This is a genomic window from Massilia sp. YIM B02763, assembly GCF_030412015.1.
GTDB lineage: Bacteria > Pseudomonadota > Gammaproteobacteria > Burkholderiales > Burkholderiaceae_D > Telluria.
This window is the reverse complement of sequence record NZ_JASNRD010000033.1, coordinates 1-24,240: the sequence shown is the minus strand read 5'-3', so window position 1 is coordinate 24,240 and position 24,240 is coordinate 1. Positions and strand designations below refer to the sequence as shown.

The window sequence follows — 24,240 nt, the reverse complement described above, 5'->3', positions numbered from 1 at the left end:
AATCTCGCTCCCGGATGACTTTCTCGCGCCGTTCCATCCTCTCCACGCTCGCCGCCGCCACGCTGCTGGCCGGCTGCGGCTCCACTCCCAAGCAACCCGAACCCGCCACCGTCGCACCGCCCGTCGCGCCCACCCCGGTGCCGCGCAAGGTCAGGATCGCCCTGGCCCTGGGCGGCGGCGCCGCGCGCGGCTTTGCCCATATCGGGGTGATCAAGGCGCTGGAGGCGCAGGGCATCCGTCCGGACATCATCGTCGGCACCAGCGCCGGCTCGGTCGTGGGCGCCTTGTATGCATCCGGCTACGACGGCTTCGCGCTGCAGAAGATCGCGATGGAAATGGACGAGGCCACGATTTCCGACTGGGCCATTCCCTTCTTCGGCAAGTCGACAGGCGTGCTCAAGGGCGACGCGCTGCAGGCCTACGTCAACAAGGCCGTGCGCAACCAGCCGATCGAGAAACTCAAGATTCCGTTCGGCGCCGTCGCCACCGACCTCAAGACGGGCAAGCCGATACTGTTCCGGCGCGGCAACACGGGCATGGCCGTGCGCGCGTCGTCGGCCGTGCCGGGCGTGTTCCAGCCCGTGACCATCGCCGGCGTCACCTATGTCGACGGCGGCCTGGTCGCGCCCGTGCCGGTGCGCTTCGCGAAGGAGATGGGCGCCGAGTTCATCATCGCCGTCAACATCTCGAGCGCCACCGAGGCCCAGGCCACGGCCAGCAACCTGGACGTGCTGATGCAGACCTTCACCATCATGGGCCAGCGCCTGAACCATTTCGAACTGAAGGACGCCGACATCGTCGTCACCCCGGCGCTGGGCGCCATGGGGAGCGCCGACTTCAACGGCCGCAACCTGGCCGTGCTGGCGGGCGAGCAGGCGGCCGCCGCCGTCATGCCGCAACTGAAGGCCAAGCTCAAGGCGCGCCAGCTCACGCAGGCTCCCTGAGCAAGCCCCCCGATAGAACCGATCACCCACCGCACTAAAGGAAACAGAAGATGCAAACCAAAGCCGTGCTGACCCTGGAAGACGTCAAGAAGATCGCCGCCGCCGCCGAGGCCGAAGCCGTGGCCAATGGCTGGAAGGTCGTGATCGCGATCTGCGACGACGGCGGCCACCCGCTGTGGCTGCAGCGCCTGGACGGCGCCGCGCCGATCTCGGCCCACATCGCCCCGCAGAAGGCGCGCACCGCCGCCCTGGGCTGCCGCGAATCGCGCGTGTACGAGGAACTGATCAACAACGGCCGCACCTCGTTCCTGAGCGCGCCGCAGCTGGAAGGCATGCTGGAAGGCGGCGTCAACATCGTCGTCGACGGCCGCACGGTCGGCGCGATCGGCGTCTCGGGCGTGAAATCGGCCGAGGATGCGCAGATCGCCAAGGCCGGCATCGCCGCCCTCGGCCTGTAATGGCATAGCCCGGAACGAGGCATGCCCGGCTTATCGGCCGGGCAAATCCTTTTTCCAGTTGGAATGGGCCGCGATAAATGGCCAGTGGGCGATTGCCGGGTGGCGTAAATTACGCTATAATTCAGAGGTTTAGCCATCACATTATCTGCCGTAGCGACTACCCACCCATTCCTTCTTCTAGCGACCTGTTGTAATACTGGGCGTCTCCATCGCTCACACTCGTTCAGGCCGGTCTGACGTGGCGCAGCTACGGCAACTTTATCGGGAGTTGCCCTTGCCGCCATTTTTTTCTGGCCCAGCCGTTCCAGCCATCCTGGCCCTGGCAGACGGAACCATTTTCAAAGGATATTCGATCGGCGCCGCCGGTCACACCATCGGTGAAGTGGTCTTCAATACCGCCATCACCGGGTATCAGGAAATCCTTACCGACCCCAGCTACTCGCGTCAGATCGTCACGCTGACGTATCCGCACATCGGCAACCAGGGCGTGAACCCGGCCGACGTGGAGGCGACCAAGGTGCATGCCGCCGGCCTCATCATCCGCGACCTGCCGCTGCTGGCGTCGAACTTCCGCTCCACCCAATCGCTGTCGGACTACCTGAAGCAGGAAAACGTGGTCGCCATCGCCGGCATCGACACGCGCAAGCTGACCCGCATCCTGCGCGAGAAGGGCGCCCAGAACGGCGCGATCCTGACCGGCACCCAGGGTAACGAACCGTCGGAAGCGCAGGCGCTGGAACTGGCGCGCTCGTTCCCGGGCCTGTCGGGCATGGACCTGGCCAAGGTCGTGTCGGTGAAGGAACCGTATGTGTTCACCGAGACCGAGTGGAAGCTGGGAGAAGGCTTCGGCAAGCAGGACAATCCTCAATACCACGTGGTCGCCTTCGACTATGGCGTCAAGCGCAACATCCTGCGCATGCTGGCCGAACGCGGCTGCAAGGTCACCGTGCTGCCGGCGCAGTCCACCGCCGCCGACGCGCTCGCGCTGAACCCGGACGGCATCTTCCTGGCCAACGGTCCCGGCGATCCGGCACCGTGCACCTACGCGATCGAAGCGTCGCGCGAGCTGATCGAGAAGGGCATCCCGACCTTCGGCATCTGCCTCGGCCACCAGATCATGGCGCTGGCCTCGGGCGCGAAGACCGTCAAGATGAAGTTCGGCCACCACGGCGCCAACCACCCGGTCCAGGACCTGGACAGCAAGCAGGTCCTGATCACCTCGCAGAACCACGGCTTCGCCGTCGACGTCGACACGCTGCCGGCCAACTGCCGCGTCACCCACGTGTCGCTGTTCGACGGTTCGCTGCAGGGCTTCGAGCGCACGGACAAGCCGGCGTTCTGCTTCCAGGGCCACCCGGAAGCCTCGCCGGGCCCGACCGACGTCGCCTACCTGTTCGACCGTTTCATTGGCCTGATGAACAGCGCTAAAGCCAACTGAGAGAAGAATTAAATGCCAAAACGTAGTGATATCAACAGCATCCTGATCATCGGCGCGGGCCCGATCGTCATCGGCCAGGCGGTGGAGTTCGATTACTCCGGCGCCCAGGCCTGCAAGGCCCTGCGCGAAGAGGGCTACAAGGTCATCCTGGTCAATTCGAACCCGGCGACCATCATGACGGACCCGGAAACGGCCGACGTCACCTATATCGAACCGATCACCTGGAAGGCCGTCGAGCGCATCATCGACAAGGAGCGTCCGGATGCGATCCTGCCGACCATGGGCGGCCAGACCGCGCTGAACTGCGCGCTCGACCTGCACCGCCACGGCGTGCTGGACAAGTACAAGGTGGAACTGATCGGCGCCACGCCGGAAGCCATCGACAAGGCCGAGGACCGCTCCAAGTTCAAGGACGCGATGACCAAGATCGGCCTGGGCTCGGCCAAGTCGGGCGTCGCCCACACGATGGACGAGTCGCGCGCCGTGCAGCGCGAGCTGGGCTTCCCCGTCATCATCCGTCCCTCGTTCACGATGGGCGGCTCGGGCGGCGGCATCGCCTACAACGAGGAAGAGTTCGAGGCCATCTGCAAGCGCGGCCTGGAAGCCTCGCCGACCTCGGAACTGCTGATCGAGGAATCGCTGCTCGGCTGGAAAGAGTACGAGATGGAGGTCGTGCGCGACAAGAACGACAACTGCATCATCATCTGCTCGATCGAGAACCTGGATCCGATGGGCGTCCACACGGGCGACTCGATCACCGTCGCGCCGGCGCAGACGCTGACCGACAAGGAATACCAGATCATGCGCAACGCCTCGATCGCCGTGCTGCGCGAGATCGGCGTCGACACGGGCGGATCGAACGTGCAGTTCTCGATCAATCCGAAGGACGGCCGCATGATCGTCATCGAGATGAACCCGCGCGTGTCGCGTTCGTCGGCGCTGGCATCGAAGGCCACCGGCTTCCCCATTGCCAAAGTTGCGGCGAAACTCGCGGTAGGGTACACGCTGGACGAGCTGCGCAACGAGATCACCGGCGGCGCGACCCCGGCCTCGTTCGAGCCGTCGATCGACTACGTCGTCGTCAAGATCCCCCGCTTCACGTTCGAGAAATTCCCGACCGCCGACAAGCACCTGACCACCCAGATGAAATCGGTGGGTGAAGTCATGGCGATGGGCCGCACCTTCCAGGAATCGTTCCAGAAGGCGCTGCGCGGCCTGGAAGTGGGCGTGGATGGCTTGAATGAGAAAACCCGCGACCGCGAGAAGATCGAGGAAGAACTGGGCGAGCCGGGTCCGGACCGCATCTGGTACGTGGGCGACGCCTTCGCCCAGGGCTTCACGATGGAAGAGGTGCACAACCTCACCAAGATCGATCCGTGGTTCCTCATCCAGATCAAGGAAATCGTCGACATCGAACTGTGGCTCGACCACCAGAAGCTGGAAAACCTGGACAAGCCGACGCTGTACAAGCTGAAGCAGAAGGGCTTCTCGGACCGCCGCCTGGCCTTCCTGATGGGCACCACTGCGCAAGCCGTGCGCGAGAAGCGCCACGCGCTGGGCATCCGTCCGGTGTACAAGCGCGTCGACACCTGCGCGGCCGAATTCGCGACCAACACGGCGTACATGTACTCGACGTACGACGAAGAGTGCGAATCGAATCCGACCGACAAGAAGAAGATCATGGTGCTGGGCGGTGGCCCGAACCGCATCGGCCAGGGCATCGAGTTCGACTACTGCTGCGTGCACGCGGCCCTTGCGATGCGCGAAGACGGCTACGAGACCATCATGGTCAACTGCAATCCGGAGACCGTGTCGACCGACTACGATACCTCGGACCGCCTGTACTTCGAATCGCTGACGCTGGAAGACGTGCTCGAAATCGTCGACCTGGAAAAGCCGGCCGGCGTGATCGTCCAGTACGGCGGCCAGACCCCGCTGAAGCTGGCGCTGGACCTGGAAGCCAACGGCGTGCCCATCATCGGCACCTCGCCGGACATGATCGACGCGGCCGAAGACCGCGAGCGCTTCCAGAAGCTGCTGCAGGACCTGGGCCTGCGCCAGCCGCCGAACCGCACCGCGCGTACCGAATCGGAAGCGCTGGCCCTGGCCGCGGAAATCGGCTACCCGCTCGTCGTGCGTCCGTCGTACGTGCTGGGCGGCCGCGCGATGGAGATCGTCCACGAGCAGCGCGACCTGGAGCGCTACATGCGCGAAGCGGTCAAGGTGTCGAACGATTCGCCCGTGCTGCTGGACCGCTTCCTGAACGACGCCATCGAAGTCGACGTCGACTGCATCTCGGACGGCGAGACCACCTTCATCGGCGGCGTGATGGAACACATCGAGCAGGCCGGCGTGCACTCGGGCGACTCCGCCTGCTCGCTGCCGCCTTACTCGCTGGCGCAAGAGACCATCGATGAGCTGAAGCGCCAGACCTCGCTGATGGCCAAGGGCCTGAACGTGGTCGGCCTGATGAACGTGCAGTTCGCGATCCAGCAATCGGAAGTCGACGGCAAGACCGTGGACACCGTCTATGTGCTGGAAGTGAACCCGCGCGCCTCGCGTACCGTGCCGTTCGTGTCGAAGGCGACGGGCCTGCAGCTGGCCAAGATCGCCGCGCGCTGCATGGTCGGCCAGACGCTGGCCCAGCAAGGCATCACCAAGGAAATCGTGCCGCCGTTCTATAGCGTCAAGGAAGCCGTGTTCCCGTTCGTGAAGTTCCCGGGCGTCGACACCATCCTGGGCCCCGAGATGAAATCAACGGGCGAAGTGATGGGCGTGGGCATGACCTTCGGCGAAGCCTTCGTGAAGTCGCAGCTGGCGGCCAGCATCACGCTGCCTACCTCGGGCAATGTGTTCCTGTCGGTGAAGTCCTCGGACAAGCCGCGCACCGTCAAGCTGGCGCGCGAACTGGTCGACCTGGGCTTCAAGCTGGTCGCGACCAAGGGCACGGCCGCCGTGATCTCCGCCGCCGGCATTCCGGTGTCGCCGGTCAACAAGGTGGTCGAGGGCCGTCCGCACATCGTCGACATGATCAAGAACCACGAGATCGCGATGGTCGTCAATACGGTCGAGGAAAAGCGCAATGCGATCGCCGACTCGCGCACCATCCGTACCTCGGCCCTGCAGGCGCGCGTCGTGACCTACACGACCATCGCCGGCGCGGAAGCCGCGGTGCAGGGCATGCGCCACCTGGATGAGCTCAATGTGTACGATTTACAAGGCCTGCATAAAACCTTAAACTAAGCGTTAGAAGCAGTAACAAAACCACAGAGTTCGCGCGGCGTGCGCCGTGCGACTCTGTGGTTTTCACTTTTTTTGTCCTGCGTGCGTGTCTGCGCCGCATATACATAGAAACGAGATCATGAACACTCCTTTGACCAAACACGGCGCCGAACTCCTGAAGGAAGAGCTGCACCAGCTCAAGACCAAGGAGCGTCGTAACGTGATCGATGCGATCGCCGAAGCGCGTTCGCATGGCGACCTGTCCGAAAACGCCGAATACGATGCCGCCAAGGAGCGCCAGGCCTTCGTCGAAGGCCGCATCGCCGAGCTGGAGCAGAAGCTGTCGACCGCCCAGGTCATCGACCCGGCGACGCTGGATGCCGAAGGCCGCGTGGTGTTCGCCGCCACCGTCGACCTGGAAGACCTGGAGAACGGCCAGAAGGTCACCTACCAGATCGTCGGCATCGACGAAGCCGACATCAAGCTGAACAAGGTATCGGTGACTTCGCCGATCGCCCGCGCGCTGATCGGCAAGTACGCCGGCGACGTGGTCGAGGTGCAGGCCCCGTCCGGCCCGCGCGAATACGAGATCCTCGAAGTCCGCTACGTCTGATTCCCGATGATCGCGAATGTCCGCCTGCTGCTGGCGGCCCTGTGGGCCGGCAGCATCTGGGGCGTGAGCTACCTGGCCGCGCCGAGCGCGTTCGCCGTGCTCGACAGCACGTCGGCCGGCAGCGTGGTGGGCACGATGCTCACGCGCGAAGCCTGGCTGTCGATCGCGCTTGCGGTGCTGCTGGCGATCGTGCTGCTGCGCTCGACCGACCTCGATGCGCGGCGCCGGCGCTGGCTGTGGTGGTGCATCGCCGGGATGCTCCTGTGCAGCATGATCGTCTACCTGGGCTTGCAGCCGGTGATGGCCGCTATCCGCGAGTCGGCCGGTCCGGCCGGGGTGAGGGCGTCGCCGCAGTGGACCACGTTCGCGACGCTGCATGGGGTGTCGCAGTTGTGCTACCTGGTCGAAAGCATTCTGGGCGCGATCCTTGTCGTGAAATCGCGGTAGGGTGGACGGCTGTGCCGTCCACGCGTTCAGGCAGCGTTCGTTGGACGCGTGGACGGCGGAGCCGTCCACCCCACACGAAGCCGGGGTGATGTAACGGACGAAAAAAAACCGGGCACGGGCCCGGTTAATTTTTTGGATGACGCGCGGCTTATTTCAACGCGGTCTTCTTGGTACTGGACTGGCGCGTCTTGGCGCGCTTGATGTTGCCGCCCTGGGTCACGCGTTCGTTACCCTTGAGCAGGACCTTGGTGACGGACGGCTTCTTGGTGCCGCTTGGGCTCGGCTTGACGATGGTGACTTCGCGCAGGCCCTTGCCGGCCTTGGTCGAACGTTCCTTGGCGGCTTCCTTCTTCGGACGGTAGAGCACGAGCAGTTTGCCGATGTGCTGCACGGGGGCGGCGTCGAGGTCGGCGCAGATCTGCTCGTACATGGCGATGCGTGCTTCGCGGTCGTCGCCGAACACGCGCACCTTGATCAGGCCGTGCGCGTCCAGGCTGGACGAGATTTCCTTCAGGACGGATTCGGTGAGGCCGGCTTCGCCGATCATGACGACGGGATTGAGTCCATGGGCTTCCGCACGCAGGGCGGAGCGCTCGGCCGGGGTAAGTTTGATCATAATAATATTTTTTGTGGTACCTATTAAAAGCAGTATTTTACGCTAATGGCCAAGAACAAATTCAACAAAAACTGGGTGCACGACCACATTAACGACCCGTATGTCAAATTGGCGCAGAAAGAGGGTTACCGGGCGCGTGCGGCCTACAAGCTGAAAGAGATCGACGAGGCCGAAAAGCTGATCAAGCCCGGCCAGGTCATCGTCGACCTCGGCTGCACCCCGGGCAGCTGGGGCCAGTACACGCGGCGCAAGCTGGCCGGCGGCGAGGACGGCGGCATCAAGGGCACGATGATCGGCCTGGACATCCTGCCGATGGAGCCGATCGCCGACATGCACTTCATCCAGGGCGACTTCCGCGAACAGGAAGTGCTCGATCAACTGGCCCAGGTGCTGGAAGGCCGCATGGCCGACCTGGTGCTGTCCGACATGGCGCCGAACCTGTCCGGCATCTCGCACGCGGACGCCGCGCGCATGGAGGACTTGATCGACCTGGCCATTGAGTTTTCGCAATCCCACCTCAAGCCGGGCGGCGCATTGTTGGTGAAATGCTTCAAAGATATGGGCTTTACGCAAATCCTCGAGAAGTTCCGCACCGAGTTCAAGGTTGTCAAGCAGATCAAACCGAAGGCCAGCCGCGACAAATCCTCGGAAATCTTTTTGCTGGGCCGGGGTCTGAAGAATCCGGCGGTCTGAAAATCCCGAAGGGGCGGCAATATTGCTCTTGATATTTGCGTTCGCAACCGCACATCAGCCGGGAGCGGTGAGTTTCGTGCTTCGGCGCGGAACAGCGACGCAGGCGGCGTACAGGTTGCACCAAAAACCGTTATAGTGTCGTACAGGCACTAAAAAGAGCCCGCAACCGGTGTGCGCGCGGTACTGTCCGCCGATTGCGGTAAAATCCGCCTTTGAAAAATGGGAAAAGATGCGTCCGCATCAGAGGAGTCTTCGTGAATAATATGTTTTCCAAATCCGCCATCTGGGTGGTGGTCGCGCTGCTGTTGTTCATGCTGTTCAAGCAGTTCGACAACCACAGCACGTCGGGCGGCGCCAAGACGATCGCCTATTCCGAGCTGCTCGACAACGTGAAGGCGAAGAAGGTCAAGGATGTCACGATCGAAGGCTCGAGCATCACGGCGGTCCTGACCGACGACAGCAAGGTGCGCACCACGGCGACCATGCTGGACCGTGGCCTGATCGGCGACCTGCGCGACAACAACGTGCGCTTCGACGTGAAGCCGCCGGAAGAGCCGTCGTTCCTGCAGCAAGTATTCATTTCCTGGTTCCCGATGCTGCTGCTGATCGGGGTCTGGGTGTTCTTCATGCGCCAGATGCAAGGCGGCGGCAAGGGCGGGGCGTTCTCGTTCGGCAAGTCGAAGGCGCGCATGATGGACGAGACCAACAATACCGTCACCTTCGCCGACGTCGCCGGCTGCGACGAAGCGAAGGAAGAAGTGGGCGAGATCGTCGACTTCCTGAAGGACCCGACCAAGTTCCAGAAACTGGGCGGCCGCATCCCGCGCGGCGTGCTGATGGTCGGCCCCCCGGGTACCGGTAAGACGCTGCTGGCGCGCGCCATCGCCGGCGAGGCGAAAGTGCCGTTCTTCTCGATCTCGGGTTCGGACTTCGTCGAAATGTTCGTCGGCGTGGGCGCGTCCCGCGTGCGCGACATGTTCGAGAACGCGAAGAAGCACTCGCCCTGCATCATCTTCATCGACGAGATCGACGCCGTCGGCCGCCACCGCGGCGCCGGCATGGGCGGCGGCAACGACGAACGCGAACAGACGCTGAACCAGCTGCTGGTCGAGATGGACGGCTTCGAGGCTTCCTCGGGCACCATCGTGATCGCCGCGACCAACCGCGCCGACGTGCTGGACAAGGCGCTGCTGCGTCCGGGCCGTTTCGACCGCCAGGTGATGGTCGGTTTGCCGGACATCCGCGGCCGCGAGCAGATCCTGAACGTGCACATGCGTAAAGTGCCCATCGGCACCGACGTGAAGGCCGACATCCTGGCCCGCGGCACCCCGGGCTTCTCCGGCGCCGACCTGGCCAACCTGGTCAACGAAGCCGCGCTGTTCGCCGCGCGCCGCAGCAAGCGCCTGGTCGAGATGATCGACTTCGAAGACGCCAAGGACAAGATCTACATGGGTCCGGAGCGCAAGTCGATGGTCATGCGCGAGGAAGAGCGCCGCAACACGGCCTACCACGAGTCGGGCCACGCGGTGATCGCCAAGCTGCTGCCGAAGGCCGATCCGGTGCACAAGGTCACGATCATGCCGCGCGGCTACGCGCTGGGCCTGACCTGGCAGCTGCCGGAGCATGACAGCCTGTCCGGTTACAAGGACAAGATGCTGGAAGAAATCTCGATCCTGTTCGGCGGCCGTATCGCCGAGGAGATCTTCGTCGGCCAGATGTCGACCGGCGCATCGAACGACTTCTCGCGCGCCACCAAGCTGGCCCGCTCGATGGTCACCAAGTTCGGCATGTCGGAAAGCATGGGCGTGATGGTGTACGAAGACAGCGAGAACGAAGGCTTCTTCGGCGGCTCCGTCAAGACCATCTCGGAAGCCACGCAGCAGAAGGTCGATGCCGAGATCCGCAGCATCCTGGACACCCAGTATGCGCTGGCCCGCCGCCTGCTCGAGGAAAACCGCGAGAAGGTCGAGATGATGACGAAGGCCCTGCTGGAATGGGAAACCATCGATGCCGAGCAGATCAACGACATCATGGCCGGCCGCGAGCCGCGTCCGCCGAAATCGGTGCAGCTGACCAAGCGTACGCCGCCGACCGACAACAGCGGCGGCGTCGCCCAGAACGCGACGGCACCGGCGTGAATCGCACCCACGGAGCGTTGCCACGGTAGTGCTCCATGAAAAGACACCCTGCGGGGTGTCTTTTTTTTGTTTCTTTTATTGGCTTTTTATTATGCGTCAGTACTTCCAATGCGGCCGTTTCGGCTACGACCTGAACCAGCGCGCGCTGGTGATGGGCATCCTCAACGTGACCCCCGATTCCTTCTCCGACGGCGGCCGCTACCAGAGCCTGGAATTCGCCGTCGAGCGGGCCGAGCGCATGATCCGCGACGGCGTCGACATCATCGACATCGGCGGCGAATCGACCCGTCCCGGCTCGCCGGCCGTTTCGCTGCAGGACGAGCTGGCCCGGGTAATGCCCGCCATCTATGCGCTGCGCGAACTGGGCGTGCCGCTGTCGATCGACACCTATAAACCCGAGGTGATGCGCGAGGCCATCATCGCCGGCGCCGACCTCATCAACGACATCAACGGCTTTCGCGCGCCGGGCGCCATCGACGCGGTGAAGGATGCCGATTGCGGCCTGTGCGTGATGCACATGCAGGGCACGCCGCAGAACATGCAGGCCAACCCGCGCTACGAGGACGTGGTGGCCGACGTGATCGCCTTCCTGCGCGAGCGGGTCGAGGCGCTGCTGGCGGCCGGGGTGGCACGCGAGCGCGTCACGATTGACCCGGGATTTGGTTTTGGCAAAACTGTCGAGCATAATGTGGCCTTGTTCCGCGGCATGGGCCGCCTGCGCGACGAGCTCGGCTTGCCCGTACTGGCCGGCGTGTCGCGCAAGACGATGATCGGCGCGCTGACCGGCGGCAAACGTGTCGAGGAACGCCAGGCCGGCAGCGTGGGCGCGGCATTGGCTGCGGTGGCGCAGGGAGCGCGGATCGTGCGAGTCCATGATGTCGCGGAGACGGTGGATGCGCTGGAGGTCTGGCAAGCGCTGACGACGAATACTTAAGGAAAGACTGAATGGCACGCAAATATTTCGGTACGGATGGTGTCCGTGGCCTGGTGGGCGAAGCCCCCATTACCCCCGAGTTCGTGATGCGCCTCGGCTATGCCGCCGGCAAGGTCCTGGCCAAGGGCAGCACCGGCAAGCGTCCCGTGGTCCTGATCGGCAAGGACACCCGCATCTCCGGCTACATGCTGGAAGCCGCGCTGGAAGCGGGCTTCTCGGCCGCCGGCGTCGACTCGATGCTGGCCGGCCCGATGCCGACCCCGGCCATCGCCTACCTCGTGCGTGCACTGCGCCTGCAGGCCGGCGTCGTCATCTCGGCCTCGCACAATCCTTTCCAGGACAACGGCATCAAGTTCTTCTCGGAACACGGCACCAAGCTGCCGGACGCCGTCGAGAGCGAAATCGAGGATGCCGTGGACCAGCCGATGGGCTGCGTGTCCTCGGACAAGCTGGGCCGCGCCACGCGCCTGCGCGACGCCCAGGGCCGCTACATCGAGTTCTGCAAGAGCACCTTCCCGAACGAACTGGACCTGCGCGGCCTGAAGATCGTCGTCGACTGCGCCCACGGCGCCGCCTACAACATCGCCCCGCACGTGTTCCATGAACTGGGCGCCGAAGTGATCGAGCTGGGCACGAAGCCGGACGGCTTCAACATCAACGCCGGCGTCGGCGCCACGGCGCCCCAGGCGATGGCGCGCGCCGTCGTCGAGAACAAGGCCGACCTCGGCATCGCGCTGGATGGCGACGCCGACCGCCTGATCATGTGCGACGCCAACGGCCGCCTGTACAACGGCGACGAGCTGCTCTACGTGATGGTGCGCGCGCGCCTGGCGACGGGCCCCGTCGCAGGCGCCGTCGGCACCCTGATGACGAACATGGCGCTCGAAGTCGCGTTCAAGGACATGGGCGTGGGCTTCGCACGCGCCAAGGTCGGCGACCGCTACGTGCTGGAACTGATGCAGGAACGGGGCTGGATCCTGGGCGGCGAGGGCTCCGGCCACCTGCTGGCCCTGGACAAGCACACGACGGGCGACGGCATCGTCTCCGCGCTGCAGGTCCTGACCGCGCTCAAACGCTCCGGCAAGAGCCTGGCCGACTGCTGCAGCGAACTCACGCTGTTCCCGCAAACCCTGATCAACGTGCGCGTGCAGCCGGGCTTCGACTGGACGAAGAACGAGGCCGTCGTCGCCGAGAAGGAAGCCGTGGAGCGCGAGCTGGGCGACAAGGGCCGCGTGCTGATCCGCCCGTCCGGCACCGAGCCGCTGGTGCGCGTGATGGTCGAGGCCAAGGAGGCCGAGCTGGCCGAATCGATGGCCAAGCGCATCGCGGCCCGCTTCGAAGGCTGAATCCGCTTTCCAGGCAGGACGGAGGACGCCGGGCGGCTTCATTGACGCTGTCCCGGCGCCGGAGTATGATCCCCGCAATCGGAGTGTAGCGCAGCCCGGTAGCGCACCTGCTTTGGGAGCAGGGGGTCCAAGGTTCGAATCCTTGTACTCCGACCACCGTTTTGCAGACGGGCTGTCGACGACGGCCCGTTTTCATATCATGATGCCGTCCCGTGCATGCGGGACCGGATCACCAAACTGCCCATAGCTCAGTTGGATAGAGCATCAGCCTTCTAAGCTGAGGGTCGCTGGTTCGAACCCAGCTGGGCAGGCCACACCCGCCACGGCATGACGTCAAGGCGCGACGAAGCGGCGCGTGGGCGGATAACGCCACAGCACGTATGTCGCGCACGCCGCCAGGACGAACACGCCAGCCACATACGCAAGATCCCACGCAAAAATGCCGTGGTAATCATTGTCCAGGGGACGCATCAGGTCGATGAAGAGGTAGTGCGAGGCGTAGATTCCCAGCACGAGTTCGCCGGCCGATGCCACCATGGGCAACTGCAGTAGTCGCGGATTCGACAAGGCCACGAGCGCCACGCCGACGCCGAACAGATAGGTGCCGCCGACGAAATCCTGGGACATGCTGGTGCCCCAGCGGCCATGCAGCCACTGCACCTCGGCGAGCTGCAGCGCGAACCCGGCCAGTGTCAGCGTCATGCCCAGCGGCAGCCACGCCGGATGCTGTCCCATGCGCTGAAGCAGGAAGCCCGTCGCGAAGAAAATCATGCCGAAGAAGGGGCCGTTGCGCGTATTGATGGGGCTCTCGAGGTCGAAGACCGGGGCATACGGCCCGCCGGCAAGGGCGAGCCCGAAGAGCACCGCGCCGAGCGGCAGCAGCAGCGTGTCCAGGCCTCGTGCGACGAGCACGCCTGCAATCAGGACGATGGAGATGAAAGCGGGAAGGAACCACAGATGCACCTTGGGTCCTTCCAGCAGCGCGAGCAGGACAGTGCGCGGTTCCAGCAGTGTCCAGTACAGTTGCTTGACGGTGCCAGCCACGCCGTTGTCGAGCGAGAACCTTACGCCTGCGACCGCGAGGTACACGCATGACCACACGAGGAACATGAGCAGCATCCGCTTGCTGGTCCTGATCGAGGCGCGCATGACGTCCGGCGCCGCGTAACGCCCCAGAAAGTAGCCGGCCAGGACAAAGAACATCGGTACGGCGAACCTGCTGGCGTTGACGAGGAACGTCGCCCCATCCATGTCTCTGCCCACCGCGTGGGGGCCGTCATAGGCTGCCGTATGCAGGCAGATGACGGCAACGATGGCAAATACCCTGCACACATCCACGCTCTGGATTCGTCCCATGGCAAGCTCTCGTATTGACGTAGCTTAAGACTACTACGTTATGAGCCTGCTTTATGGTGTTGTCTTTAAATATTCATCCGGCATAGATCTTGGTCGCGGACAGTCATCGCTTCGTTGCTACGAACAACTCCACCAGGCGTTCAGCCGAACGCCACCCGATTCCTCCCCGCCTGCTTCGCCCGGTACAAGGCCGCATCCGCCCGATTGACGAGCTCGGCCGCATCGTCCGCGTCGGACGGCACCAGCACGCACACGCCCACGCTGATCGTCACGATCCCGCCCGGCGCCTGCGCGTGCGCCAGCGCCTGCTCCTCGACCCCGGCGCGGATCGCTTCCGCGACGGCCGTGGCGCCGGCCATGTCCGTCGACGGCAGCAGCACGACGAATTCCTCGCCGCCGTAGCGCGCCGCCACGTCGCCGGGGCGGCGCAGGCCGCGCTGGATCGCTTCGCCGACTTGGGCGAGGCAGGTGTCGCCGGCCGGGTGGCCGTAGTGGTCGTTGTATTTCTTGAAGTGGTCGACGTCGAGCATCAGCAGCGCCAATGGCGCGCCGAGGCGGCGGGCGCGCTGCAGTTCGCGGTCCAGCGCCTGTTCGTAGTAGCGGCGGTTGAACAGGCCCGTCAGGCCGTCGACGTAGGCGAGCGAGGCCAGCGTGGCGTTCGTCGTCTCGAGGGCGGCCTTGGTGTCCAGTAGTTCGTGCTCCAGGCGGTCGCGCAGGCCGATCTGGTGGACCAGGCGCCAGCCCAGCGCGGCCAGGCCGCCGATCAGCAGCAGCAGGGCGACGCTGACGGCCGCCGTCGTGTTGCGCCAGCCCGTCATCAGCGCGTCCTTGGAGCGCGAGACCAGCAGCACCAGCGGGTAGCCGCTCGCGCGTGCGAAGCTGTACAGGCGTGGGTTGCCGTCCTGCGTGGCTTCGAACGTGCCCTTGGGTTCCCCGGCGGGTATGGCGCGGAAGGCGGGCGTGGCGGCGATGTTCCTGCCGATGCCCGATTCCAGGAAAGGCGTGCCCACGATGAGCGTGCCGTCGGCCAGGGCCAGCGCGATGTCGCCGTCGGTGCCGACGTCGAGCCGGCGGTAGACGCGGCGGAAGAAGTCGATCTTGATCGTCGCCAGCACGACGCCGGCGAAGCTGCCGTCCCGATGCTCGAGGCGGCGCGAGATCGGGATCACCCAGGCGTTGCTCGCACGCCCGAGGATGGGGGCGCCGACGAGGGGGCCGCGGTCCGGATGGTCGCGGTGGTAGCGGAAATAGGCGCGGTCGGCGTTGTTCCTGCCTTCGAACGCGGGGTTGACGGAATTCACGACCCAGTTGCCGGCCGCATCGTAGATGAACAGGCCCTGCAGGCCGGGGCCGTCGGCCAGGTGCTCCGTCATCACGCGGCGCAGGCGCAGCGCCTGGGGCGTGGACAAGCCTTCGTTCTCGATGCGGTCGATCATGCCGACCAGGATCGTGTCCGCCATCTTGACGGCGGAGTGGGCCTGGTCGGCCAGTGCCTGGGCCGTGTTGGCGGTGGAGATCGTGGCGTTTTCCAGCTGCAGGCTGCGCGCGTTCAGGCTGCTCCAGACGAGCATCGCCGCCAGCGCGATATTGGCCAGCACGATGAAGGCGATCGTGATGGGAATGATGGGACGGCGCCGGCGACGCAGCGTCGCAACCGTGTCCGTATGCTGACCGGCGTCGTTCTCGTCGCGCACCACGGCCGTGGCGCCATGTGGAATCAAGGCTTCCCCGCAAATGTAAAGTGCCAGACTGACAAGTCTACAAGAAAAATCTTGGTCGACGGCAACAAAAATGTTTAGTGGAAGGCGTTAAACACGAGTTTGTTGTATATACATCAGATTTGTGTGCCGATCAGGTGAATGACTGCAAAAACATGCGTCGTTGCAAGGTAACGACATCGCTCTTGTGATCGTGATAACGTCGCTGCGCTGATACCGTCATCAAGGAGTTTCCATGTCGAGGAATCGTATGCGCAAGTGGACCGTTCTCATCCCCGCGGTCGTCCTGGCCCTGGCGGGATCGCCGGGCCGTGCCCAGGACGCGGCCAAGCCGGCCGCGCAGGGACAAGTGTCGTCGCTGCGGCTGCCTGCCGCAAGCGCCCCGGCCGACAGCCAGGCGAGCGGCAGCGTGCAATTCATCGGCACGGCGACGGTCCTGATCCACTACCAGGGTTTGACGATCCTCACCGACCCGAACTTCCTGCACAAGGGCGACCACGTGCACCTGGGCTACGGCCTCACGTCGGAGCGCCTGACCAATCCCGCCATCGATCTTGCGCAATTGCCGCCCATCGACCTCGTCATCCTGTCGCACCTGCACGAAGACCATTTCGACAAGCTGGTGCAGGAAAAGCTGGCGCGCAACACGCCCGTCGTCACCACCACGGGTGCGGCCGGAAAACTGAAGGAGCTGGGCTTCACGCGCACGATCGGCCTGGCGACCTGGGATGCCGTCGAGGTGGAGAAGGGCGAAGCGAAATTGCGCATCACCGCCGCCCCCGGGCGCCACGGCAAGGCCGGCATGCAGGCGCTGCTCCCCAGCGTGATGGGGTCGGTGCTGGACTTCGGCCCGAACCCCGCCACGCCCTCGTACCGCATGTACATCAGCGGCGACACGCTGGTCTACGACGACCTCCGGAACATCCCGCAGCGCTTCCCCGGCATCGACCTGGCGCTGCTGCACCTGGGCGGCACGCGCATCCTGGGCGTGTTCAAGGTGACGATGGATGGCAAGGACGGCGTGCAGCTGATGCAGATCGTGCAGCCGAAGAAGGCGATTCCGATCCATTACAACGACTACGACGTGTTCAAGTCGCCGCTGGCCGATTTCGCGCGCGAGGTGCAGGCCGCGGGCCTGGAACAGCAGGTGGTCTACCTGGCGCACGGCGAGACCTATACCTTCGTGCCGAACCGTCGGTAGCGGCGCCGGCGCTCATTCCCGTTCCTCGGTGGGCGGGGCGAGGGTGGCGTCGTCGTCGAACGGCCAGCCGGTGGGCGGCTGGACCTGGCGCTGGAACTCGTGCGGCATCACGATCGGTACCTGCAAGCATACACTCTGCGTCGGCAGCACCGCCATCCAGTCGCGCACGAGCTCCTTGTAGGCGATGCCGACGGGACGGATCTTGCGGTCCAGGTCGAACAGGCCGAGCGCGTTGACGTTGCCGTTGTCCTCGCGCAGCGCCGTGTCCCAGTCGACCTGGTCGGTCAGCGAGTACCAGGTAAAGCCCACCAGCGGCACGCCGTTGTTGCGCACCCTCAGCACGTTGGCCCATTCCTTGCGCAGCCAGTAGACGGCCTCGTCGCCGCGCGGTCCTTCGCACAGATTGGTTTCCGTGTGCATCACGGGCAGGCGGTAGCGGTTGTAGTACTGGTGGGTGATCACGGCGTAGCCGAAGATCTCGCCGGCCGCGCGCGTCAGGCCGTCGGGCGACACGTAGTGCTCGTTGGTCTGGTAGTAATCGTTGCCCATGATGCAGTGGTGCTTCAGGTTGTTCTGCAGGAAGAAGTGGTACTCGTCGCGCGTCATGCCGTTGTCGAGCATGTATTCGTACATGTCGGAATCGACGCGGCGGCCGAAGTTCAGGTCGAGCGACAGGAAGCGGCGCGCATTGCGCAGCTCGGCCGGACCGATCGCGGCCGGGCTTTCGGCGTGAAAATATTCGCTCGACTCGCTCTGCACGAACAGCGCATCGGGACGCACCTGCAGGATGGCGTGCATGGCCAGCACATTGGCCTTGACGATGTGCTTGAGCGCCGTGACGAACCCGCGGTCCGTCGTCATCTGCTCGTTCCACCAGCCGTACAGGGCGGAGAACAGGGCGCAGATCGACATCTCGTTGATCGGGGTATAGAGCTGCAGCCAGGGATAGCGGCGGGCGAAGGTGCCGGCGTAGGCGGCGAACAGCTCGGGAAAGTCGGGATTCTGGAAGTTGCCGATCCAGTCGGGCACGCCGAAATGGCACAGGTCGACGATGCAGGCGATGTTACGGCGCCGCAGGTCGTTGAACGCGAGGTCGGCGAATTCCCAGTCGTGCCGCTCGGGACCGAGCCAGGTGCGGTGCAGCGGGGCGCCGTAGCGCAGCACCTTCAGGCCCAGTTCCTCGACCAGGTCGAAGTCCGTGCGCCAGTGGCGGTAGTGGCCGCACTTTTCCATCTCGTCCATGCGTACCCGGCCGTCCTGGATGGTCGGGATGCTGTTCTCGATGCCTGTCGCGAAGATGAATCCCGGAGATGCCATGCCGCCCCCTGCAGGTCGTCCGCTTCATTGTAGCGGGAAGGGGAACGGCGTCCAGAACCGTGCAGCCCAAGCGTGCGCGCGTGCTTTACTGCCGCGTGTAAGCTATGCTATCAATCGGGCAATATTTCCCATCTGCTACATCCATTCGACGACACCCGCATGACCACCGCCGCCACGGCTCCGGCCGCCCATTCCATGGATCCTTCCCAGCGCCGTCTCGCGTGGGGATTGCTGGTTTCCATCCTGCTGCATTGCCTGTTGCTGGCGCTGCAGTTCGGCGTGCCGGGATTGAGGCCGGGCCCGGGCGCGCCGCTGTCGGTGCGCCTGGCGCCGCCGGCGCCGGTGACGGTCCCTGCGACCGTGCCGCCGGCGCCGCCCGTGCCGGTTCCTGCGCCATCCGTGGCCACGGCGCTGGCAACGCCTTCCGTTCAGCCGGCGCCTGCCGCCGCGCCCGTGCGTGCCGCACCGGCGCCGGCCGCAGCGCGGCGCGGCTTCACGCTGCTCGATCCGGCCAAGCCGGCCCCGCCGACCGCGCCGGCGCCGGCACGGCCCGCCGTCACCCAGCGGCTCGCGCGGCGCCGCCCGAAGCCGCGCCCGAAGCCGCTGGCGGACACGCTGCACGAGCGCGTGATCGCCCGGGACACGCGTGAGGACAGCGACTTCAAGGTGCCGCTGCCCGAGGTCGCCGCCTTGCCCGACGCCGTGGCCGATGCAGCATCCGATGCCGAGGACGATGCCGCGCAGGCCGAGGCGCTGGCGCGGGAAGAGGCCGCGGCGGAAGAACGACGCGAGCAGGAGCGCCTGCGCGAACGCGAGCGCCTTGCCGAACAGCGCGAACAGGAACGCGCCGCAAGGCGCGACGCCGAAGAGGCCGCCCTGCTGGCCGAGACGGACGCCGCCGCGCGCCGCCAGCGCGACGAGCAGGAACGGCGCCTGGCCCAGGACGACGCGCGTTACCAGCAGGAACTCGCGCAGCGCCAGCGCCTGGTTGACGACGCGCGCCTGGCGGACGAGGCGCGGCAGCGCGCCCGCCAGGAGGAACGCCAGGCTGCCGAGCAGCTGGCCCGGCAGCAGGCGCAGCAGCAGGCCGAGCAGCAGCGTGCGCAGCAACTCGCGGCCCAGCAGCGCCAGGCCGAGGAGCTGGCGCGCCAGCAATTGGCCGAGCAGCAGCGGCTGGCGCAGCTGGCGCAGGAGCGGGCAGACCATGAGCGGGCCGAGCAGGAGCGCGCGCAGCAGATCGCGCAGCAGCAGATCGCGCAGCAGCAGATCGCGCAGCAGCAGGCCGAGCAGCAGCTGGCGCAGCGCGAGGCCGAGGAACGCACGCGCCGCCAGGTCGAACGGCAGCGTGCGCAGCAGATCGAGCAGGAGCGGGCGGAGCAGGTGGCCCAGCAGCAGGCGCAGCAGCGGCGCGCCGAGGAAGCGGCGCGCCAGCAGGCAGCCGAACAGGAGCGCCAGCGTGCCCAGGCCGTCGAGCAGGCGCGCCGCCAGGCCGAGGACAACGCGCGCCTGGCGCGCCAGGAGGCGGCGCGCCCGGCGCCGGCCGGCGACGACTTCGGCGGCGTGCGCGCACCGGGGGCAGGCGCTGCGGCTGGATCGGGGACGGGCACTGGCGGTGCCGGCGGCGGCGCGGTGCCGCGCGGCGCGGCGGGCGGCGACCTGGCGTCGCGCGCACGCGACCTGGTGCGCGGCCTCGACATCGGCAAGTCGGTGCCGCAGGCGATGCGTCCGGCCGAGGAGGCGGCCAGGGCGCTGCGCCGCGCGCTGGCCGATGCGGCGCGCCGCGACGTGCCCCTGCGCATGTACATCGACGGCGTGCGCCAGAAGATCGAGCGCAACGCCATCCTGAGCACCGCCCAGCTCGAAGGTGGCGTGCGCATCGACCCGGTGGTCAGCGTGGCGATCCGCAGCGACGGCAGCGTCGAGGACGTGGTCATCGTGCGCTCCAGCGGACGTCCGGACATCGACGAGGTGGTGCGCCGCATCGTGCGCCTGAACGCGCGCTACGCGGCGTTCCCGCCCAACGTCGCCGCCCAGTACGACGTGATCGAACTGCGCCGCGTGTGGAGCTTCGCCGGCGTGCTGCGCCTGCTGGAAGAGGTGCGCTGACGCCTGCGGCCGTGGTCCGCCGCGGACCACGGCTGACCTGAGCCTGCCGTTTGACGTGCATTAAAGCCGATATGGGTAAGCGGCTTACCCTGACTCTGATTGCCAGAGGCTGGCAGCACATATCGACAGGCAACCATGCATGCTTCCACGACGCAATTCTCGGCGCGCGCGTTGTTCCTGGCGCTCGCGCACGTCCTCGTCTTCGCCTTCGTGTCCGCGGCGATGCTCGCCGGCTGTTCGCACGGCATCCAGTTCCGTTCCCAGGACGGGGCCGCGAACGAACCCGCGCCGCCGACCGAAATGATCACGGAACAATTGATCGCAACGGAAAAGCAGCAGTACCGGGAGCAGGCCAACCAGGACCTCGACCGCCTGCTGGTGCCCGATCCGCCGCCCTATGCCATCGGCGTCGGCGACATCCTGTCCATCGTCGTCTGGGACCACCCCGAGCTCACGGGCACCCTCGTCACCTCGTCCGCCCCAGACCCCGTGGCGGCCGCCGCGGCCACCGCCACCGCGGCGCCGCAGGGCTACGTCGTCGACCATCAGGGCCGCATCCAGTTCCCGCTGGCCGGCCTGCTGACGGTCCAGGGTCTCACGGAGGAGGGCGCGGCCACGCTGCTCACCACCAGGCTGGCCAAGTACATCGCCCATCCGAACGTCACGCTGCGCGTGCAGGCCTACCGCAGCAAGCGCGTGTACATCGACGGCGAGGTCAAGGCGCCCGGCCTGCAGGCGATCAACGACATTCCGATGACGCTGGTCGAGGCGCTGAACCGCGCCGGCGGCCTGCTGCCCACGGCCGACCAGAGCCGCATCCTGATCGAGCGGGGCCAGGAGCGCCACCTGATCAACCTGCGCGACCTCGTCCAGCGCAACATCAATCCCGGCCTGGTGATGCTGGCCCCGGGCGACGTGGTGCGCGTGCGTTCGCGCGACGAAAGCAAGGTGTTCGTGTCCGGCGAGGTCGTCACGCCCAAGGCGCTGACCATGCACGACGGCCGCCTTACCCTCAACGAGGCGCTGGGCGAGAGCGGCGGCATCAGCCCGCTGTCCGGCGACGCGCGCCAGGTCTATGTCGTGCGCAAGGAAACGGAGCGCACCCGCGTGTTCCAGCTCGACGCGCGCGTGGCCGGCTCGCTGGCGATGGCCGAGGCCTTCGAGCTGCGGCCCAAGGACATCGTCTACGTGGCGGCCACGCCGCTGGCCAACTGGAACCGCAACCTGAGCCTCCTGTTCCCCGGCGCGCTCACCTCGGCCGTCAACGCGACCAACCGGCCTTGAGGGCCTGGCAGTGCCGACCCGAACTGCAAGCCCCATCGCCGTGTATTACCGGAGCCAGCCATGACCATGCCTGGAGAACCGCAATCCCTGACGCCCGTCGTTCCCCGTCCGCCGCTGCTGTCCGTGCCGTTCGACCCGCGCGTCGTCGACGGCCCCCAGGAAGAGCCGGCGTTCGACCTCAAGGGCTACCTGAACACGCTGTTCGACAACCGCTGGCTGATCGGCGGCATCACGGCGCTGATCACGCTGGTGGCCGTGCTGTACGCCCTCGTCGCCAAGCCCGTCTACGAGGCGAACCTGATGATCCACGTCGAGGAGGAAAGCCCGAACGCCTCGAAGAACATCCTGAGCGAAGCGTCCTCGCTGTTCGAGACCAAGAAGGCCGCGATCGCCGAGATGGAACTGCTGCGCTCGCGCATGGTGGTGTCGCGCGCGGTCGACAACCTGCGGCTGTGCATCGACGTGCGGCCGAAGTATTTCCCCATCGCCGGCTTCTGGTTCGCCAACCAGAACGGCGGGGCGCTGTCGCAGCCGGGCCTGTTCGGCTACGGCGGCTATGTATGGGGCGGAGAAAAGGCCGAGGTGCCGCTGTTCGAGGTGCCGGAGGCCTGGCTGGGCCGCGAATTCACGCTGACGGCCCTGGGCAAGCAGCGCTTCCGTTTTTCCGGCGGCGGCCAGCGCATCGTGTTCGACGGCGACGTGGGCCTGCGCTACCGCGTGCCGGTGCCCGAGGGCACGATCGAACTGAAGGTCGAGCGCATGCAGGCGAACGCCGGGGCGCGCTTCACGCTGCGGCGCATGTCGCGCGTGGCCATGATCCAGGGGATCCAGAATGCGCTCATGATCACGGAGCAGGGCAAGCAGTCGGGCATCATCCAGGTCAAGCTCCAGGGCGAGAGCGCGCGCCGCACCCACAGCGTGCTGAGCGAGATCGGAAGGGAATACATGCGCCAGAACCTGGCGCGCAAGACCGAGGAGGCGGAAAAGTCGCTGGCCTTCCTGAACCAGCAGCTGCCCGTGCTCAAGCGCCAGCTGGAACAGGCCGAGGACCGCTACAACCAGTTCCGCAACCGGCACGGCACCGTCGACCTGCAGGAAGAGGCGCGCATGAGCCTGGCGCAGGCGGCCGCGGCGCGCACCCGCAGGATCGAGCTGATCCAGAAGAAGACGGAATTGCTGGCACGGTTCACGGAAGACCATCCGATCATGGTCGCGATCAACCGCCAGCGCCAGGAAGTCGATGCCGAGATCGCCGAGATCAACGCCCGCATCAAGTCGCTGCCCGAGCTGGAGCAGGACGAGGCGCGCCTGACGCGCGACATCAAGGTCAATACCGACCTCTACACGGCGCTGTCGAACACGGCCCAGCAACTGCGCCTGATCTCGGTCGGACGCGTGAGCAACGTGCGCATGGTCGATGCGCCGATCCCGCCGGAAAAGCCGATCAAGCCGAACCGGGCCCTGATCGTCGCGCTGGCCGTCGTTACCGGCCTGTTCCTGGGCACGCTGCTCGCGTTCGCGCGCAAGTCCCTGGCCGGCGGCATCGACGACCCGTACCGGATCGAGCGCCTGCTGCGCGCGCGCGTCGTGTACGCCACGATCCCGCACAGCAGCAACCAGGACAAGCTGATGCGCAAGTCGCGCAGGGACGGCATCCTGCCGCTGCTGGCCCGGATCATGCCGGAAGACCCGGCCGTCGAGAGCCTGCGCAGCTTCCGCGCCGCGCTGCAGTTCTCGATGCCGCATTTCCGCAACAACATCGTGATGTTCGCCGGTCCCACCCGGGGGCTGGGCAAGTCCTTCGTCTCGGCCAACTTCGCCGCCGTGATGGCCGCGAGCGGCAAGCGCGTGCTGCTGATCGATGCCGACCTGCGCAGCGGCCAGCTGCACCGCTACTTCGGCGTCAAGCGCGATCGCGGCCTGTCGAGCGCCATCGTCAAGGGCTCGCCGGCGAAGGACGTGATCCACCACGACGTCATCGAGAACCTCGACTTCATTCCGACGGGAGAGTTGCCGTCGAACCGCTCGGAATTCCTGCTGCACCTGAACCTGGGCGGCCTGCTGCAGCAGGTGGCCTGCGGCTACGACCTGGTGCTGGTCGATCCGCCGCCGCTGCTCGAGGTCGCCGACGCGCTGATCATCGGCGCCCACGCCGGCGCCGTCTTCATCGTGGCGCGCTCGGGCCGTACCAACGAGGCCCAGATCAACGAGTCGATCAAGCGCCTGAACCACGCCGGCGTGTCTCCGCAAGGCGTGCTGTTCAACGACATGGCGCCGCGCCTGGGCGCGTACGGCGCCCACCCGCGCTTCGGGATCGCGGGGCAGATCGGCTTCTCGAAGGGGTGACGCGTGCGCCGTGCGCCATCGGCTGGCCAGGAAGCGGGACGGGCTGCAACACCCGTCCCGCTT

General features: G+C 65.9%; 18 protein-coding genes and 2 tRNA genes. 16 read left to right on the top strand and 4 right to left on the bottom strand.

Going from position 1 to position 24,240, the window contains the following annotated elements; all coding sequences use genetic code 11:
* Window positions 1-14: 14 nt before the first annotated feature.
* From QPK32_RS24880 to QPK32_RS24855, 6 genes are all read left to right on the top strand, one after another.
* Window positions 15-944 carry a patatin-like phospholipase family protein gene (locus tag QPK32_RS24880; RefSeq protein ID WP_290415474.1) on the top strand — a complete coding sequence of 310 codons (930 nt, stop codon included), beginning with the start codon at window positions 15-17 and terminating at the stop codon, window positions 942-944.
* 50 nt (window positions 945-994) lie between these two features.
* Entirely contained in the window at window positions 995-1,402 is a 408-nt protein-coding gene (locus QPK32_RS24875; RefSeq protein ID WP_290415473.1) for a heme-binding protein, read from the top strand.
* Between the two features lie 274 nt (window positions 1,403-1,676).
* Entirely contained in the window at window positions 1,677-2,840 is a 1,164-nt protein-coding gene (gene carA, locus QPK32_RS24870) for a glutamine-hydrolyzing carbamoyl-phosphate synthase small subunit (protein ID WP_290415472.1), read from the top strand.
* Window positions 2,841-2,852: 12 nt separating this feature from the next.
* Window positions 2,853-6,083 (top strand): carbamoyl-phosphate synthase large subunit, encoded by a 3,231-nt coding sequence (carB, locus tag QPK32_RS24865; RefSeq protein ID WP_290415471.1) that lies wholly within the window; start codon window positions 2,853-2,855, stop codon window positions 6,081-6,083.
* Between the two features lie 115 nt (window positions 6,084-6,198).
* Window positions 6,199-6,675, top strand: a complete 477-nt coding sequence (gene greA / locus QPK32_RS24860; protein ID WP_290415484.1) for a transcription elongation factor GreA — start codon at window positions 6,199-6,201, stop codon at window positions 6,673-6,675.
* A 6-nt stretch (window positions 6,676-6,681) separates the two neighbouring features.
* Window positions 6,682-7,122: a DUF4149 domain-containing protein gene (locus QPK32_RS24855; RefSeq protein WP_290415470.1), complete on the top strand. Its 441-nt coding sequence runs from the start codon at window positions 6,682-6,684 to the stop codon at window positions 7,120-7,122.
* Between the two features lie 148 nt (window positions 7,123-7,270).
* Here the strand turns inward: QPK32_RS24855 and yhbY are convergent, their stop codons facing one another.
* Entirely contained in the window at window positions 7,271-7,738 is a 468-nt protein-coding gene (gene yhbY / locus QPK32_RS24850; protein ID WP_290415469.1) for a ribosome assembly RNA-binding protein YhbY, read from the bottom strand.
* A gap of 45 nt (window positions 7,739-7,783) precedes the next feature.
* Here yhbY and QPK32_RS24845 point away from each other — a divergent pair, with 45 nt between their 5' ends.
* From QPK32_RS24845 to QPK32_RS24820, 6 genes are all read left to right on the top strand, one after another.
* Complete coding sequence (locus QPK32_RS24845) at window positions 7,784-8,431, top strand: RlmE family RNA methyltransferase (RefSeq protein ID WP_290415468.1); 648 nt, start codon at window positions 7,784-7,786, stop codon at window positions 8,429-8,431.
* A 254-nt stretch (window positions 8,432-8,685) separates the two neighbouring features.
* A complete protein-coding gene (gene ftsH / locus QPK32_RS24840; protein WP_290415467.1) occupies window positions 8,686-10,569 on the top strand; it encodes an ATP-dependent zinc metalloprotease FtsH in 1,884 nt (627 codons plus the stop codon).
* Window positions 10,570-10,660: 91 nt separating this feature from the next.
* Entirely contained in the window at window positions 10,661-11,503 is an 843-nt protein-coding gene (folP, locus tag QPK32_RS24835) for a dihydropteroate synthase (protein ID WP_290415466.1), read from the top strand.
* Window positions 11,504-11,514: 11 nt separating this feature from the next.
* Window positions 11,515-12,849, top strand: a complete 1,335-nt coding sequence (gene glmM, locus QPK32_RS24830; protein ID WP_290415465.1) for a phosphoglucosamine mutase — start codon at window positions 11,515-11,517, stop codon at window positions 12,847-12,849.
* Window positions 12,850-12,928: 79 nt separating this feature from the next.
* Window positions 12,929-13,005: transfer RNA gene (locus tag QPK32_RS24825), tRNA-Pro, on the top strand.
* Window positions 13,006-13,086: 81 nt separating this feature from the next.
* Window positions 13,087-13,163 (top strand) — tRNA-Arg (locus QPK32_RS24820).
* Window positions 13,164-13,182: 19 nt separating this feature from the next.
* Here the strand turns inward: QPK32_RS24820 and QPK32_RS24815 are convergent.
* Both QPK32_RS24815 and QPK32_RS24810 read right to left on the bottom strand, forming a co-directional pair.
* Window positions 13,183-14,205, bottom strand: a complete 1,023-nt coding sequence (locus QPK32_RS24815; RefSeq protein WP_290415464.1) for an acyltransferase — start codon at window positions 14,203-14,205, stop codon at window positions 13,183-13,185.
* A 140-nt stretch (window positions 14,206-14,345) separates the two neighbouring features.
* A complete protein-coding gene (locus QPK32_RS24810; RefSeq protein WP_290415463.1) occupies window positions 14,346-15,926 on the bottom strand; it encodes a sensor domain-containing diguanylate cyclase in 1,581 nt (526 codons plus the stop codon).
* A 232-nt stretch (window positions 15,927-16,158) separates the two neighbouring features.
* Here QPK32_RS24810 and QPK32_RS24805 point away from each other — a divergent pair, with 232 nt between their 5' ends.
* Window positions 16,159-17,124, top strand: a complete 966-nt coding sequence (locus tag QPK32_RS24805) for an MBL fold metallo-hydrolase (protein ID WP_290415462.1) — start codon at window positions 16,159-16,161, stop codon at window positions 17,122-17,124.
* Between the two features lie 12 nt (window positions 17,125-17,136).
* Here QPK32_RS24805 and QPK32_RS24800 read toward each other — a convergent pair whose 3' ends face one another.
* On the bottom strand, window positions 17,137-18,441 hold the full coding sequence (locus QPK32_RS24800) for a family 1 glycosylhydrolase (protein WP_290415461.1): 1,305 nt from the start codon (window positions 18,439-18,441) through the stop codon (window positions 17,137-17,139).
* Window positions 18,442-18,600: 159 nt separating this feature from the next.
* Here QPK32_RS24800 and QPK32_RS24795 point away from each other — a divergent pair, with 159 nt between their 5' ends.
* The 3 genes from QPK32_RS24795 (at window position 18,601) to QPK32_RS24785 (ending at window position 24,177) form a co-directional block, all read left to right on the top strand.
* Complete coding sequence (locus QPK32_RS24795; RefSeq protein ID WP_290415460.1) at window positions 18,601-20,547, top strand: energy transducer TonB; 1,947 nt, start codon at window positions 18,601-18,603, stop codon at window positions 20,545-20,547.
* A 135-nt stretch (window positions 20,548-20,682) separates the two neighbouring features.
* Window positions 20,683-21,831: a polysaccharide biosynthesis/export family protein gene (locus QPK32_RS24790; RefSeq protein ID WP_290415459.1), complete on the top strand. Its 1,149-nt coding sequence runs from the start codon at window positions 20,683-20,685 to the stop codon at window positions 21,829-21,831.
* Window positions 21,832-21,891: 60 nt separating this feature from the next.
* On the top strand, window positions 21,892-24,177 hold the full coding sequence (locus QPK32_RS24785) for a polysaccharide biosynthesis tyrosine autokinase (protein WP_290415458.1): 2,286 nt from the start codon (window positions 21,892-21,894) through the stop codon (window positions 24,175-24,177).
* The last annotated feature ends 63 nt before the right edge of the window (window positions 24,178-24,240 follow it).